The following is a 15,195-nucleotide window of genomic DNA, read 5'->3' on the forward strand; positions in this document are numbered from 1 at the left end:
CTCTGCCTGGAAACAAAAAAGCCCCGGTCGAACCGGGGCTTTTTATTGCCGTCTGGCAGGAATTACAGAATAGGCTCACCGGCTTCGGGGCGTTTGAAGTCGCCGCTCTGCTGATCCATGACCCAGAGCTCGCCGGTCGAAATATCGAACCATGCGCCGTGCAAGGTGAGCTTGCCCTTCTTCTCCAGAATATCGACGCAGGGGAAGGTGCGCAGATTATTGATAGAGTAGCGGATGGAAATGCGCTCCAGCGCTGTCTGACGCTCGGTCGGCGTCATCAGGCTGTTGCCGCTGACGGCTTCAGCCGCAGGTGCAATCAGGCTCATCCACTTGCCGATGAAATCACCGGGCGACAGGGGCGCGCTTTCCGTATCGAGCGCAGCCTTGATGCCGCCGCAGCGCCCATGGCCCATGACGACGATGTGCTTGACCTTGAGGCTTTGCACCGCAAATTCCAGCGCAGCCGATGCCGCATGAAACTCGCCGTCAGGCTCGTAAGGGGGAATGAGATTGGCAACATTGCGCAGGACAAACATTTCGCCCGGCGCAGAGTTGAAGATTGTTTCGGGAGCAGCGCGGGAATCGCAGCAGGCAATAACCAGAGTTTCCGGTGATTGTCCTTTTTCCGCCAGTTCGCGATAGCGCGCGGTTTCCCGTGCGAAATGCTCCGTCATGAAGGTTCTGTAACCTGAGAGGAGTGTGTCCGGAAGATCAGCCATAACGTTCCAATATCCCTAACGAAAACCGAGATCAATCAAAATGATCATGCCGCAGAAAGGTCGCTGAGGCGTCAGGCGCGCAATCCCTTGGTCGGGTGCACAAGACGGCGCGTCTGCACCATGGCCATCGGCGAGGCGAGGCTGGAGGCATCGGCTTCCAGCATCAGTTCGTCGGCGCCGCGTTTTGCCGACCGCGCCATGATTTCGAACACGGCAGCGGTGGTGCTTTGCAGAGTCTTTTCTTCCGACAATCCTGAAAGGCGGCGCGCAAGAAACACCGCCGATGTCAGGTCGCCGAGTCCGTTGGTGGGGCCGTCTACCTTGCGATGTTCTGCCATCAGCGCCATGGTCGGCGTCAGCAATATATTGCCGATGCTGCCCGCCATCAGCGGGAAGGCGGAGGTGACCAGCATGGTTGCCGGGCCAGCGTCCAGGGCAGCTTCCATCAGTGATTTGTTGTCTTCGAGCGGCACGCCGGTCAGCCAGGACAGTTCAAACCGGTTGGGGGTGGCGATATCCGCAAGCGGCATAAGTTTGTCGCGAATGCCGATGGCGGTTGCCTCGGGCACATAGAGGCCCTTTTCATCGCCGATGACCGGATCGCAGAGATAGACGGCGTTCGGGTTGCGCGCCTTGACGCCTTTGACCAGCTCAGCGACAGCTGCCGCCTGTTCCGGGTGACCCAGATAGCCGGTCAGGATTGCGCCGACTTCGCCCAGCCACGGGGCGCGCTGGAGATCCTGCATCAGGCGGGAAAACTCTTCGGGCGGTGGCACGATGCGTCCGGCAGGACCATGGCCGGGATGCCAGGGCAGGACAACCGTTGGCACAGCCCAGACCGGAAAGCCCAGCGTTTCCAATGCGAAGACGGCTGCCCGGTTACCCACCGAACCGCGCACGACATGGCTTGAAATGACAATAACGGTTGTCGCGTCCGAAGGCGCAGAAAGCGTCATGTTAGACCTAGCTTTGCATGAGATAAAAGACGAGCCAGACGATGATCGTCAGCGTGATGAGAAGGCCCAGCGTCCGCCCGATGCGGGTGGCCCAGAGTTCGATGCGGTCGTTTTCAGGTGTGTCCCCGGCGGCAAGGTGTGTGGCGGTGCGGGCAAAACCACGACGGACGATACCTTCCGCGCCGGTTTGCTCGCGTTCCAGCCGCTCCAGAATACGGCGCGCTTCTTCCTGGCGCTCGCGTCCCGGACCGCCGGCGCCCTCGCCTATGCCAGCCTGCTGGCGCTCACCCATGATCTGCCTGCCTTGCCGAAGTGACTCACATCCGAAACCCGGCATAGCATCGTGCCCGAAATGATGTTCTGCAAGCGGAATAGTTGCATTCTATGTGAGCTTGACGACAAGCTTGCCAAAATTGCCGCCGTCGAGCATCGAAATGAAGGCTTTCGGTGCGTTTTCGAGCCCCTCCACAATGTCTTCTCGATAGCGGATTTGTCCGTCAGCGATCCATTTCGCCATATCGTGATAAAATGCGGGGCGTTGATCGCCAAAGTCGCGCTGGATGAAACCGCGAATGGTCAGGCTCTTGGACAGGATATCACGCATCACAAGCGGCAGGCGGTCGGGACCGTCGAATGGGCCGCTCTGGTTATACTGCGCGATAAGCCCGCAAACCGGCACACGGGCAAACTGGTTGAGAAGTGGGAAAACTGCTGCAAAGACCTTGCCACCGACATTTTCGAAATAGACGTCGATGCCGTCCGGGCAGGCCAGCGCCAATTCCTGTGCGAAATTCGGGCTGCGATGGTCAACCGCAACATCAAAACCGAATTCGTCAATCAGCGCCTTGCATTTATCTGCGCCGCCGGCAATGCCGATGGCCCGCGCGCCTTTCAGTTTGGCGATCTGACCGACCGCAGAACCGACAGGACCTGTCGCTGCCGCAACGACCACCGTTTCGCCTTCCTTGGGCTGGCCGATGGTCAAGAGGCCGGAATAGGCGGTGAAGCCCGGCATGCCGAGAACGCCAAGGGCGGTGGTGAGCGGTGCCTGTTCAGGGTCAAGTTTGCGCAAGGTGGAGGCATTGGCCACCGCATAGCTTTGCCAGCCGGAATGAGACAAGACGAAGTCACCGGGCGCGAAGCCCGCGCTGCGGCTTTCCACCACTTCGCCCACCGTGCCGCCTTCCATGACGGAACCGATTTCCACCGGGGCGGCATAGGATTTGGCAGCGCTCATGCGACCGCGCATATAGGGGTCGAGCGAAAGATAGCGCAGCTTCAGAAGCACTTCGCCTTCGCCAGCGCTCGGAACTGCCGCTTCTTCCAGCCGGAAGTTTTCCGCCGTGGGGCGTCCGTCTGGACGCGATGCAAGCACGATGCGCTGATTGATCTTTTCGCCCATGGGATAAACTCCTGTTGTTGAGGACCGCCTTAAACCGGAACGGCATGCGATGCATCCGGTTCCGCGACGGTTACTCACTTTTGAAGACGGCTTGGTGAAGAACTGCTATGGAATGATGTAACAGTGATTTGTAAATCCATTCGCTTTGAGGCCAAAGCAAAATGACCCAAGATACGTTGTTTCTTCTGACCCCGGGTTTCAAAGATCCGGCCTATCCCGGACAGGAATTCTATTGCTGGCACTGCGCGCTGATTGAGGGTGTTCTGGTGTCGTTTCCGTCGCTCGGTGGAGATCTGAAGATCGAGCGCGTCGCATTTTCCCGGCCACGTGAGAAGGTGATCCAGCTTGCGGGTGAGGAAAACCAGTCACTGCCATTGCTGATCTTGAAGGACGGCGACCGCTCGCCGCTGGAAACGGGCACCTATCTGGGGCGTTCGCTGATTGCCGATCCACACAAAATTCTGGCCGCGCTGACAGAGCGGCACGGTTTCCCAACGCCGCATCCGTGAACGTGTAAAAGCGTTAGACGTAGCTTCCGAGCGCCACGCGGCTGAACTGCCAGTTGACCTCCGGCAATTCGGAGGCCGGGAAGGACAGCACGATCTGCTTGGATGTGACAGGTCCGCGGAACCCAGCGAAGAAGATCGTGTCTTCCAGTTGCGGCGCGACTTCGAAACAGGAGAAAACCCAGGTGTCGTCCCGATCGGCAGACAGGACGATCAGGCCGTTCTCGTCATAGGAAATGTCGACCGACGGGTGCAGGTGGAACCGCACCGCAATATTGTCGCGTCCATTGGCTTTCAGCGGTCGTCCGTCGCCACGGTAAAAGCGATCTGCCCCCTGAATGACGCTGCCATTGTGCGACAGCACGAGACGGCGCTCGTGATAAATGCCGAACAGGCGCGCATAGCCGTCATGGCTCGCCACAAAACCTTGTCGCCCCATTTCTTCGATGCGGTCACGCTGTACGCGCGTCGGTCCGGCAATGATCGGCGTACCGATCATGTTGGAGAGGCCAGCATTGAGGCTGAACCGGCACGACGATGTGTCGTTGATAGTCGCTGTCGAATGGGCAGCCGTGGAGCGTCCCAATGGACGAAATTCCGGCGGGCCGAAACGGTCGATGCCGGAATTGACGATATAGCGCTGGCGTCCGGAGGACATTTCAAAGGCAAGGCAGCCCGCATGGGCATCCCGCGAGGCAGTGACCGGCGGCGGCAGGCCGGTATCGGCGATGATGGTCGTCGATCCCATGGAAAGACGTTCATAGCCGGAATAGGGCGCATGGGTCAGCGGTGAGCCGGCGGTTTCGTCATGACGCAGCACGGAAATGATCCGTTCCGGCATGGTCGGGCCCACGCCGTTGAACAGTGCAAGGCTGCCATCCTGATGGCGGAAGAAGCGCAATGCGGGCAGCATACGCTCAACCGCCTCGATCAGGGCCTTGGGTGGCGATTCCGTGCCATTGGCATAGGTCTGGCGCAGCGGCAGAAGATCGGCCAGCAGCTCCAGAACGGTTACCGGATTGCGCGAAATATGCCCGCCATCGGGCAAAATCTGGCGCTTCAGTTCATATTCGAGATTGCGTCGGGCGGCGCGGGCAGTCGGCGGTGAGACCGGCAATGCAAGGGCGGCGAAAGCGAGCGCGATACGCGCGCGCAGACGCTCTTCGCCGTCGTCCATCGCGCCCGCAACGGTGCGCAAGTAGCGGACCTGCATGGCGAGAGACCGCATGAATTTGCGATAGGCCGGCATTTCTGCGCCGGAGAGGATCAGGTTGGAATGCTGCAACCAGGCGATGATGCGCTGTGCTGTCACTTCTGGCGCCCATGCGAGACCGCCGATGCGCTTGCCGAACATGCGCATCCAGTCATCGACCAGCGCCCGCGCATTGGCGGTCGCCAGTTCGCTGTTGGCGCTTTTTAAATGGCGCAGCCAGCCGAAGCTCTGAAGCGCTGCTTCCCATTCGGGGGTCGGCGGCTCAACGGCAAATGGCGAAAGCCCGCCGGTTTCGACAAGGCGACCTGCCAGCGCGAAGCGCCCGTGATAGAATTCCTGCGCCAGCTGCGGGTCGGCGACGCGCAGATCGGGCGGTGCAATCAGGATACGGTCGGGCGTAAAGCCGGTGAAGCGCCAGCTGTAAAGCGGCCCCATACGCAGGCGGCGGCTGAACTTGCGCCACGCCTGTGCAACGGCCAGTCCCCAAAGGTGAGGGGTTTCGCTCAGCGCGACTGCCACCCGGTCTTTCTCCGTATCTTTTGTCATTGTGCCTACGCATTATCCAACGCAAAACCGCTTCGCACTTTTGCTGGAAATGCTCAAATCCTTTAGGCCGGATCAGAATTCCAGCCTTCTTTACAATTCTATAGAATGATGAATCGAGCGTTAACCATAACGGGTATCGCACCCCGTTATGACAATTTTTACGATTTAGTTTGGCTTACGCGCGCCGCTTGAAGCGTGCTGCGAAGAAACCGTCCATGCCCGCCCTATGCGGATCGCCGTTGAAACGCTCGGGCGGAAGATCGGCTGGCGTGGAACGAAGATAGCCTTCGCTGGTGATCAGACCTTCCAGACCGGCGCAATCGTCCACGGTGATCGGGAAAGGCTCCAGCAGCGGATTTTCTGCCGCCTTGCGGGCCATTTCCTCGCCCTCAAGCGGATGCAGCGAGCAGTTGGAAAAGACGATGACGCCGCCGGGCTTTACCAAGGTTGCAGCATGGGCCAGCAGCTTGCCCTGAAGATCGGCAAGCTTGGTGATATCCTGTGGCGTCTTGGTCCACGGAACGTCGGGATGACGGCGCACCGTACCGGTGGAAGAGCAGGGCGCATCGAGCAGAACCGCGTCGAAAAGCTCTTCCGGCGCAAAATCCATCAGATTGGTCGCAACGGTCTTCGCCTCGAAACCGAGACGCTCCAGATTGCCGCGCAGGCGCTTCAACCGGTTTTCCGACAGGTCGAGCGCGGTGACATCGGCACCCTGTTGCACGAGCTGGGCCGTCTTGCCGCCGGGCGCGGCGCAGAGATCGGCGACGCGTTTGCCCTTGATATCGCCCATCAGGCGTGCAGGCAGGCTTGCCGCCACGTCTTGCACCCACCAGTCCCCCTCGGCGAAGCCCGGAAGGTCGGTCAGCGAACCCTCCACCGTCTGCACACGGACAGAACCGTTCGGCAGCGCAATGCCGCCCAGTTTTTCGGCCCATAGCTCCGGGTCGCTCTTCACGGTGAAATCGATTGGCGGCTCATAGGCATGCATGGCGAAGATGGCCGCAGCCTTTTCCGCGCCGTAAGCATCGACGATGCTCTTGGCGAACCATTCGGGCACGTTGCCTTCCGGTAGCAACGTGTGTGCCAGCGCGCGTTCCTTGTTGCGCGACAGGCGACGCAGCAATGCGTTGACCAGACCGGCATATTTGCGATTGCGCGGATCGGCATTGGCGGCTTCCACCGCCAGATCCACCGCCGAATGGTCGGGAAGGTTGAGATAGAAAATCTGCGCCACGGCGACATGCAGCAAATGCTTCAGCGCAACGGCATTTTCCGGCAGCGGGCGGTCGAGACGTTTGGAAATGGCCCGTTCAATGGCGCCGCGATTGCGCAGGCTTGCACCCAGAATCGCACGTACCAGCGCGCGATCACGCGGCTCCAGCGCCAGATATTGCGGATGGCCATGGCTGTTGTCGGTGAGACCGTCCAGCGAGGTGTTCTTTTCGATCACCGCACCCAGCAGGCGCGCCGCACATTGACGCGCGCTCAAGCCGGGGCGTTCCACCGCGTTGTTCTGCACCGATGGCTTGTTGTTTCCGCGCTTTGGCGCGGGCTTCTTATCGTTCACGCTATTCTGCTTTTATGAGATGATTTTCAGGACCATGGCCCCCGATAACCGGAACCGCCACTGTTGTTATCGCCTGCATTACCACTTCTTTGGCCCCAGGGACCACTGTTTTGTGACGGGGCAGCAGCGCGGGGAGCCATTCCGGTTGAGCGAATGCCCATTTCTCCGGCCAATTGTTCAAGCGCCGCGATGCGATTGTCGGTGTCCGGATGGGTTGAGAAAAGATTGTCGGCACCCCGTCCGCTCAGCGGATTGATGATGAACATATGCGCCGTTGCCGGGTTGTGTTCGGCATTTTCATTGACGGTCGCCTTGGCGCTGCGGGCGATCTTGTTAAGCGCCGAAGACAGCCATAGCGGGTTGCCGCAGATTTCTGCGCCACGTTTGTCGGCGGCATATTCGCGGGTACGGCTCACGGCCATCTGAACGATCATCGCGGCAAAGGGCGCGACGATCATCGCCAGAATGGTGCCGATAACACCAATGACACCATTGCCGTTTTCGCGGTTGCCGCCGAGGAAAAAGGCGAAATTGCCGAGCATCGAAATGGCACCGGCCAGCGTCGCCACGATGGTCATGGTGAGCGTATCGCGGTTTTGCACATGCGCCAGCTCATGCGCCATCACGCCCGCGACTTCTTCCGGCGTTAAGCGCTGGAGAAGACCCGTGGTGGCGGCGACAGCCGCATTTTCGGGATTGCGCCCGGTGGCAAAGGCGTTGGGCTGGTCCTCGTGGATGATGAACACCTTTGGCATCGGCAAGCCGGCATTGGCGGCAAGTCCGCGCACCATGCGGTAATAATCCGGCGCCGTGCGCTCATCGACCTGCTGCGCATTGTACATCCGCAGCACCATCTTGTCGGAGTTCCAGTAACCGAACAGGTTCATGCCGACAGCAAACACCAGCGCGATCATCATGCCGCCGCCGCCGCCCAGCAAATAGCCGATGCTCATGAACATGACTGTCATGAGAGCAATCAGCATGGCAGTTTTCGTCATATTCATGCGTCGTGATCTCCAATTCAGCGAGAGTTTATCTCAAACAGGGTTTTGCGTCCCACCTATTCCTGCCTATATGATGGGTATCAAAAGCCTGCGCTTCAATAATAGGACTTCAGCGGATGACCGATAAACGCGACGAAACCGACATCGACGAGAACGCTGCGCCGCGCAAGTTTGACGATCTGCCTCCGGCTGCCCAGCGCGCCCTCAAGGAAGCGGAAGAACGCCGCGCTACCGAAACCAGTGCCAAGGCCCCGCGTGAAATCGGCGGGCGCGGTGGCAAGGACCCGGCGCGTTTCGGCGATTGGGAGATTAAGGGTAGGACAATCGACTTCTAAGCTTCGGATATTTCAGCTACCGCGGCCTGCGCGCGCCCCTCATCCTGAGCCGGTGCGTAGCACCGTGTCGAAGGACGAGGCTGTGCTTCCCTCCTGATCCTTCGAGACAGCGGCCTTCGACAAGCTCAGGACGCTTCCTCAGGATAAGGAGGGCGCATCCAAAAATGAAAAGGCCGGGAAAATCCCGGCCCTTCTGTTTTACTTCTTGTTTTGACGGTTTTCGATCAGGTCGTCCACCACGCCCGGATCGGCGAGGGTTGACGTGTCGCCCAGTGAACCGAAATCGTCTTCGGCGATCTTGCGCAGGATACGGCGCATGATCTTGCCCGAACGGGTTTTCGGCAGGCCGGGCGCGAACTGGATCTTGTCCGGTGTGGCGATGGGGCCGATTTCCTTGCGCACGTGCTGGGTCAGCTCCTTGCGCAGTTCGTCGGCGTCCTGTGTTTCTGCGCCGGTCATCAAGGTGACGTAGCAATAAATGCCCTGTCCCTTGATCCCGTGCGGATAACCAACAACGGCAGCTTCGGAAACCGAATGATGTGAGACAAGCGCCGATTCGATTTCCGCCGTGCCGAGGCGATGGCCGGAAATATTCAGCACGTCATCGACGCGACCGGTGATCCAGTAATAACCGTCTTCATCGCGGCGGCAGCCGTCACCGGTGAAATACTTGCCCTTGTAGGTGGAGAAGTAAGCCTCGATGAAGCGCTTGTGATCGCCGTAAAGCGTGCGCATCTGGCCGGGCCAGCTGTCGGTGATGCAGAGATTGCCATCGGTCGCACCATCGACCACATTGCCTTCATTATCCACGAGCTCCGGCTTGACGCCGAAGAACGGGCGCGTGGCGGAGCCGGGCTTGAGGTCGGTCGCGCCGGGCAGCGGCGTGATCAGAATGCCGCCGGTTTCCGTCTGCCACCAGGTATCGACGATGGGCGACTTTTCCTCGCCGACCACATGATAATACCATTCCCAGGCTTCCGGATTGATCGGCTCGCCGACCGAGCCAAGCAGGCGCAGCGATGAGCGGGAAGAACGCGTCACAAATTCATCGCCAGCGCCCATCAGCGCGCGGATCGCCGTTGGCGCGGTATAGAAGATGTTGACATGGTGCTTGTCGATGACTTCCCAGAACCGGCCCTGATCGGGGAAATTCGGCACGCCTTCAAACATGAGCGTCGTGGCGCCATTGGCCAGCGGTCCATAGACGATATAGGAATGGCCCGTGACCCAACCCACATCCGCCGTGCACCAGTAGGTGTCGCCGTCGTGATAGTCGAAGACATATTGGTGCGTCATCGAAGCATAGACGAGATAGCCGCCGGTGGTGTGCAGCACACCCTTCGGCTTGCCGGTGGAGCCGGACGTGTAGAGGATGAAGAGCGGATCTTCCGCATTCATCGGTTCCGGTTCGCAATGCGGCTCGACGCTGGCGACTTCCTGATGATACCACAGATCGCGGCCACGGCCCCAGCTGACCTTGCCGCCGGTGCGGCGCACGACCAGCACCTTGTTGACCATGACATATTGCTTGGCGGCAATATCGATGGCGGTGTCGGTGTTTTCCTTCAGCGGAACCGGCTTGCCGCCACGCACGCCTTCATCGGCGGTGATGACAAATGTGGATTCACAATCGACGATACGACCGGCCAGCGCTTCGGGTGAGAAGCCTGCGAAAACCACGGAATGCACCGCGCCGATGCGCGCGCAGGCGAGCATGGCATAGGCGGCTTCCGGAATCATCGGCAGATAGATCGTGACGCGGTCGCCCTTCTTGACGCCATGCTTCTTGAGCACATTCGCCATGCGGCAAACGTTCTCATAGAGCTCGCGATAGGTAATCTTCTTGTCGATATAGGGGTTGTCGCCTTCCCAGATGATGGCGACCTTGTCGCCACGGCTCTTCAGGTGGCGATCAATACAATTATAGGAAACGTTGGTGACGCCGTCTTCATACCACTTGATGGAGACGTCGCCGTTGAAATCGGTGTTCTTGACCTTGGTGAAAGGCTTGAACCAGTCGATGCGGCGACCGTGCTTGGCCCAGAAGCCATCCGGATCGCTCACGCTTTCCTTGTACCATTCGAGGTAGGTCTCATTGTCAATGAGCGTGTTCTTCTTTGCCTCCGGCAGCACGGGGTAAAGCTTTTCCGACATCATTTCCTCCAAGTTTCACCAACGTCCTCTCGTCGGTGCGTGGTTCGTAACCACTGTTGGGTCTTATCTAGCTTCCTAAGCGGTGAAGGTAAATTAGACGATAGGACCGTCTGCCGTCCACAATGACGCAGGTTAAATCTCTGCATTGGCAGCACTCATGCCTCTATGGTGCTAACATATTGTTTTTACACTTTAAAAACTATTTGGAGCGATTATCTCAAATACGGGAGCCAAATATATGGCTCTTCAAAAAAAAGGGGAAATCGCCATGACGACGTCCGCTTTTCACGCGAGATCGGCCTTCGAACTGCAACTCGCCGGTTACGGTCTGACGACGGCAAAACTTTTCTATCACATGCCGGATCACCCGCATCTGCTGCAGCTGTTTGTCTGGCAGGAATATGATGTCGCGCCGGAATTTCCGGTGCTGCATCATTTCATCGAGTTCTGGAAACGGGAGATCGACGGGCCGCTGCATTCGGTGACATATACCCATTGCCGCTTGCTCGGCCCATCGGACTGGAAAAATGTGCAGGGGGGAGATCGTTCTGCACTAACTTCCTGCACGACTGAAAAAAATCAGGCCGGAGACGTATAGGACCGACCGCCGAAAATCGCTGAGCCGACCCGAACCGAGGTCGCGCCGAAGCCGATAGCGGTCTCATAATCGCCTGACATGCCCATGGAGAGCTTCTCGACGCCAGCTTCGCGGGCGAGCTTTTCCAGCAGGGCAAAATGTGGTCCCGGGTTTTCATCGGCAGGCGGGATGCACATCAGCCCTTCGATGGCGAGGCCATGTTCATCACGACAGCGGGCGACAAAGGCGACGGCGTCCTTCGGTGCGATGCCGGCCTTTTGTTCTTCCAGACCCGTATTGACCTGCACATAAAGTTTCGGGCTCTTGCCCTGCTTGGCGATCTCGTCGGCAAGCGCGGCTGCGATCTTCTCGCGGTCCACCGTTTCGATGACGTCGAACAGGGCGACGGCATCGGCTGCCTTGTTGGATTGCAACGGGCCGATCAGATGCAGTTCGATGCCGGAATAATGGTCGCGCAGTTCAGGCCATTTGGCTTGTGCTTCCTGCACACGGTTTTCCCCGAAGACGCGCTGTCCGGCGTCGAGCGTCGGGCGGATCGCATCCGCATCGAAGGTTTTCGACACGGCGACGAGCGTGACCGAACCTTCGTTGCGATGCGCTTCCTTTTCGGCATTGGCGATTGCGGCCTTGACCGTGTTCAGGTTCGTGACGATATCTGACATGAAACTCTCGCTTTCAGGCTTTTCATCCGCAAAAGGTTGACGCTTTCGCCAATACGTGGTGAAGGTCGCCATTAAATATCGACTCTCCTTATTGCATCACCTTCGTACGAGTAAATACGGACATGGCAGCCGAACGTTATAATCCGCGCGTGGCGGAAGCTCACTGGCAGAAAGTCTGGGAAGAAAACCGGACTTTCGAAACGGACAACAGCGATCCGCGCGAGAAGTATTATGTGCTTGAGATGTTCCCCTATCCATCGGGGCGCATCCATATGGGCCATGTGCGCAACTATGCGATGGGCGATGTCGTTGCCCGCTACAAGCGTGCCAAGGGTTTCAATGTGCTCCACCCGATGGGTTGGGACGCGTTCGGCATGCCTGCGGAAAATGCCGCGATGCAGAACAAGGTGCATCCGAAGGAATGGACCTACCAGAACATCGAAACGATGAAGCGCCAGCTCAAGTCCATGGGCCTGTCGCTTGATTGGTCGCGTGAATTCGCGACCTGCGATGTGGAATATTACCATCGTCAGCAGATGCTGTTCATCGACCTGTTCGAAAAAGGTCTGGTGACGCGCAAAACCTCCAAGGTCAACTGGGACCCGGTGGACAACACCGTGCTCGCCAATGAGCAGGTGGTGGACGGTCGCGGCTGGCGCTCAGGCGCGCTGGTCGAACAGCGCGAACTGACGCAGTGGTTCTTCAAGATCACTGATTTCAGCGAGGAATTGCTGGCCGGTCTCGACACGCTCGACCAGTGGCCGGAAAAAGTTCGCCTGATGCAGCGCAACTGGATCGGCAAGTCGGAAGGCTTGCAGGTTCGTTTCGCGCTCGACGGCAAGACGGCACCGGAAGGCTTCTCGGAAATCGAGGTTTACACGACGCGTCCCGACACACTGTTCGGCGCGGCTTTTGTCGCGATTTCCGCCGATCATCCGCTGGCCAAAAAGCTTGCCGAAGGTAATGCTGCGCTGACCGGCTTCATCGAAGAATGCCACCAGCACGGCACCTCGCTTGCAGCGCTTGAAACCGCTGAAAAGAAGGGCTTTGATACCGGCGTCAAGGTCAAGCACCCGTTCGACGAGAACTGGGAGCTGCCGGTCTATGTCGCCAATTTCGTGCTGATGGAATATGGCACGGGCGCTGTTTTCGGCTGTCCGGCGCATGACCAGCGCGATCTGGATTTCGCCAATAAATATGCGCTGAAGGTAACGCCGGTCGTGCTGCCGAAGGGCGAGGACGCTGCCACTTTTGCCATCACCGACTCGGCCTATACCGATGACGGCGTGATGATCAATTCGCGTTTCCTCGATGGTCTGGCGCCGGAAGCAGCCTTCAACGAGGTTGCAAACCGTCTGGAACAGACCACGCTTGGCAATCGTCCGCAAGCGGCCCGCAAGGTGCAGTTCCGTCTGCGCGACTGGGGCATTTCGCGCCAGCGCTATTGGGGCTGCCCGATCCCGATGATCCATTGCGAGAGCTGTGGCGTCAATCCGGTGCCGCGCGCCGACCTGCCGGTCAAGCTGCCGGACGATGTGGATTTCGACCGTCCGGGCAATCCGCTGGATCGTCATGCCACGTGGCGTCATGTGAAGTGCCCGAAATGCGGTGGCGAAGCCCGGCGCGAGACCGACACGATGGATACGTTTGTCGATTCGTCCTGGTACTATGCGCGCTTCACGGCGCCGTGGGAAAACGAGCCGACCGATCGTGCGATTGCAGACCGCTGGCTGCCGGTCGACCAGTATATCGGTGGTGTCGAACACGCGATCCTGCATCTGCTCTATTCGCGCTTTTTCACCCGCGCCATGAAGGTTACGGGCCATGTCGGTCTGGATGAGCCCTTCAAGGGCCTGTTCACGCAGGGCATGGTTGTGCACGAAACCTACAAGGCCGATGGTCAGTGGGTTGCTCCTGCCGATATCCGCATTGAGGACATTGACGGCAAGCGCACCGCAACCATGCTGGACAGCGGTGCGCCGGTTGAAATCGGTTCCATCGAGAAGATGTCGAAGTCGAAGAAGAATGTCGTTGATCCTGACGATATCATCTCTTCTTATGGTGCAGATACTGCGCGCTGGTTCATGCTGTCCGATTCGCCGCCGGAACGTGACGTTATCTGGACGGAAGCAGGCGCCGAAGGCGCACATCGTTTCGTGCAGCGCGTCTGGCGTCTGGTGTCGGAAGCAGCCGAACATCTGAAGGATGTCGCGCCGAAGACCGGTTCGCAGGGCGAAGCGCTTGCCGTTTCCAAGGCCGTGCATAAGACGGTCAACGCTGTTGGCGACGATATCGAAAAGCTCGCTTTCAATCGCGGCGTTGCGCGACTTTATGAGCTGGTGAATGCGCTTGCAGCACCGTTGCAGCTTGTCGCTTCGGACAAGGCCGATGATGAGCTGAAGGGCGCTGTTCGTGACGCCACGGAAAAGCTTATCCAGATGCTCGCACCGATGATGCCGCATCTTGCTGAACAGTGCCTGACGGAACTGGGCGGCAAGATCGCCGGACAGGAAACGTTGGTCGCCCGCGCGCCATGGCCGCTCTTCGACGCCGCATTGGTGGTGGAAAACGAGATCGTGATGCCGGTGCAGATCAACGGCAAGAAGCGTGGGGATTTGACAATCGCCCGCGACGCTGATCAAGCTAGCATCCAGCAGGCGGTGCTCGAACTTGACTTCGTCAAGGCTGCGCTCAACGGGGGCTCGCCGAAGAAGATTATCGTGGTGCCGCAAAGGATCGTCAATGTCGTTGCCTGATCGTTTCCTCTCCGCAATCAAGACTTTCCGCGTCGCTTTTGTGGCTGTGGGAGCTGCGGTTCTCCTTGCTGGCTGCACGGTGCAGCCGCTTTATTCGTCGGGCGGCGGCGCCGGTGGTTCGATCGGCGGCAGTGTGACGCCGGATATGCGCACCAAGCTTGCTTCCGTGTCCATCGATCCGGCTGGCGATGTCTATGGCCAGCAGGTGCGCAATCGCCTGATCTTCCTGCTCGGCGGTGGCGCTGGCGAACCAGCCAACCCGATGTATCGTCTGAGCCTCGGCCTCAGCACGAGCACGATTTCCGCCGTGAGCGTGGATATCGGCGATCAGACCGACCGCACGGGCCGTCCATCGGCTGGTATCGTCAAGGCGACGTCGAATTTCGTGCTGCGTGACAAGGACGGCAAGCCGCTTGCCACGGGCACACGAACGACGGGCGCTTCCTTTGATCGTCCGCGTCAGGAATTCGCAAACCTTCGTGCAGAACGCGATGCGCGCAAGCGCGCCGCGGAAGAACTGGCCGAACAGGTTTTCCTCGCATTGGCGCAGAAGCTGTCGAAGCTCTGATCGTTCCTCTGATCTGAAATCACAAAAGCGGCGCTTCCGGGCGCCGTTTTTTTTTGTTTCGCTAACCACAAAAAGGCTCAAGGAATTCAGCAAGGTAACATTGCTGTTCCCTGCAAACATTTTTATAACTCCTTGTTTTAAATGAACTAATTTACAATTTGCATATTGCCCGAGGCGTGACGCGAAAAATGGGAAGCGACTTCCCC

13 protein-coding genes and 1 pseudogene are annotated in these 15,195 nt (G+C 58.8%); 5 read left to right on the plus strand and 9 right to left on the minus strand.

Annotation, left to right across the window (positions count from 1 at the left end):
• Nucleotides 1-62: 62 nt before the first annotated feature.
• From QLQ11_RS10090 to QLQ11_RS10105, 4 genes are all read right to left on the minus strand, one after another.
• Complete coding sequence (locus QLQ11_RS10090; protein ID WP_109369835.1) at nucleotides 63-719, minus strand: carbonic anhydrase; 657 nt, start codon at nucleotides 717-719, stop codon at nucleotides 63-65.
• Nucleotides 720-790: 71 nt separating this feature from the next.
• Nucleotides 791-1,675 (minus strand): pyridoxal kinase PdxY, encoded by an 885-nt coding sequence (pdxY, locus tag QLQ11_RS10095; protein ID WP_109369834.1) that lies wholly within the window; start codon nucleotides 1,673-1,675, stop codon nucleotides 791-793.
• Nucleotides 1,676-1,682: 7 nt separating this feature from the next.
• Entirely contained in the window at nucleotides 1,683-1,967 is a 285-nt protein-coding gene (locus QLQ11_RS10100; protein WP_283735956.1) for a hypothetical protein, read from the minus strand.
• 90 nt (nucleotides 1,968-2,057) lie between these two features.
• Nucleotides 2,058-3,077 (minus strand): NADP-dependent oxidoreductase, encoded by a 1,020-nt coding sequence (locus QLQ11_RS10105; RefSeq protein ID WP_109369832.1) that lies wholly within the window; start codon nucleotides 3,075-3,077, stop codon nucleotides 2,058-2,060.
• A 161-nt stretch (nucleotides 3,078-3,238) separates the two neighbouring features.
• On the opposite strand from QLQ11_RS10105, the gene QLQ11_RS10110 reads away from it, so the two are divergent.
• The gene (locus tag QLQ11_RS10110) at nucleotides 3,239-3,586 is read left to right on the plus strand and encodes a DUF3088 domain-containing protein (RefSeq protein ID WP_109369831.1); all 348 of its coding nucleotides are present in this window, start codon (nucleotides 3,239-3,241) and stop codon (nucleotides 3,584-3,586) included.
• Nucleotides 3,587-3,599: 13 nt separating this feature from the next.
• Here the strand turns inward: QLQ11_RS10110 and QLQ11_RS10115 are convergent, their stop codons facing one another.
• The 3 genes from QLQ11_RS10115 to htpX all read right to left on the minus strand — a co-directional run bounded on the left by QLQ11_RS10115 (nucleotide 3,600) and on the right by htpX (nucleotide 7,916).
• Nucleotides 3,600-5,342 carry a heparinase II/III family protein gene (locus QLQ11_RS10115; protein WP_140026197.1) on the minus strand — a complete coding sequence of 581 codons (1,743 nt, stop codon included), beginning with the start codon at nucleotides 5,340-5,342 and terminating at the stop codon, nucleotides 3,600-3,602.
• Nucleotides 5,343-5,517: 175 nt separating this feature from the next.
• Entirely contained in the window at nucleotides 5,518-6,912 is a 1,395-nt protein-coding gene (locus QLQ11_RS10120) for an RsmB/NOP family class I SAM-dependent RNA methyltransferase (RefSeq protein ID WP_283735955.1), read from the minus strand.
• A 26-nt stretch (nucleotides 6,913-6,938) separates the two neighbouring features.
• On the minus strand, nucleotides 6,939-7,916 hold the full coding sequence (htpX, locus tag QLQ11_RS10125) for a zinc metalloprotease HtpX (RefSeq protein ID WP_109369828.1): 978 nt from the start codon (nucleotides 7,914-7,916) through the stop codon (nucleotides 6,939-6,941).
• A gap of 116 nt (nucleotides 7,917-8,032) precedes the next feature.
• Here htpX and QLQ11_RS10130 point away from each other — a divergent pair, with 116 nt between their 5' ends.
• The gene (locus QLQ11_RS10130) at nucleotides 8,033-8,251 is read left to right on the plus strand and encodes a DUF1674 domain-containing protein (RefSeq protein ID WP_109369827.1); all 219 of its coding nucleotides are present in this window, start codon (nucleotides 8,033-8,035) and stop codon (nucleotides 8,249-8,251) included.
• Between the two features lie 198 nt (nucleotides 8,252-8,449).
• Here QLQ11_RS10130 and acs read toward each other — a convergent pair whose 3' ends face one another.
• The gene (gene acs, locus QLQ11_RS10135; protein WP_109369826.1) at nucleotides 8,450-10,405 is read right to left on the minus strand and encodes an acetate--CoA ligase; all 1,956 of its coding nucleotides are present in this window, start codon (nucleotides 10,403-10,405) and stop codon (nucleotides 8,450-8,452) included.
• 268 nt (nucleotides 10,406-10,673) lie between these two features.
• On the opposite strand from acs, the pseudogene QLQ11_RS10140 reads away from it, so the two are divergent.
• Nucleotides 10,674-10,962, plus strand: a pseudogene (locus QLQ11_RS10140) (usg protein).
• A 22-nt stretch (nucleotides 10,963-10,984) separates the two neighbouring features.
• Here the strand turns inward: QLQ11_RS10140 and QLQ11_RS10145 are convergent.
• Entirely contained in the window at nucleotides 10,985-11,665 is a 681-nt protein-coding gene (locus tag QLQ11_RS10145; protein WP_109370321.1) for a YggS family pyridoxal phosphate-dependent enzyme, read from the minus strand.
• A gap of 122 nt (nucleotides 11,666-11,787) precedes the next feature.
• Here QLQ11_RS10145 and leuS point away from each other — a divergent pair, with 122 nt between their 5' ends.
• Together leuS and lptE are read left to right on the plus strand one after the other, a co-directional pair.
• The gene (gene leuS, locus QLQ11_RS10150; RefSeq protein ID WP_124915897.1) at nucleotides 11,788-14,421 is read left to right on the plus strand and encodes a leucine--tRNA ligase; all 2,634 of its coding nucleotides are present in this window, start codon (nucleotides 11,788-11,790) and stop codon (nucleotides 14,419-14,421) included.
• Entirely contained in the window at nucleotides 14,408-14,989 is a 582-nt protein-coding gene (gene lptE, locus QLQ11_RS10155) for an LPS assembly lipoprotein LptE (RefSeq protein ID WP_109369823.1), read from the plus strand. Before leuS ends, lptE begins: the two co-directional genes overlap by 14 nt.
• Nucleotides 14,990-15,195: the final 206 nt, after the last annotated feature.

The sequence above is a fragment of the Ochrobactrum sp. SSR genome, assembly GCF_030067775.1.
Lineage (GTDB): Bacteria > Pseudomonadota > Alphaproteobacteria > Rhizobiales > Rhizobiaceae > Brucella > Brucella teleogrylli.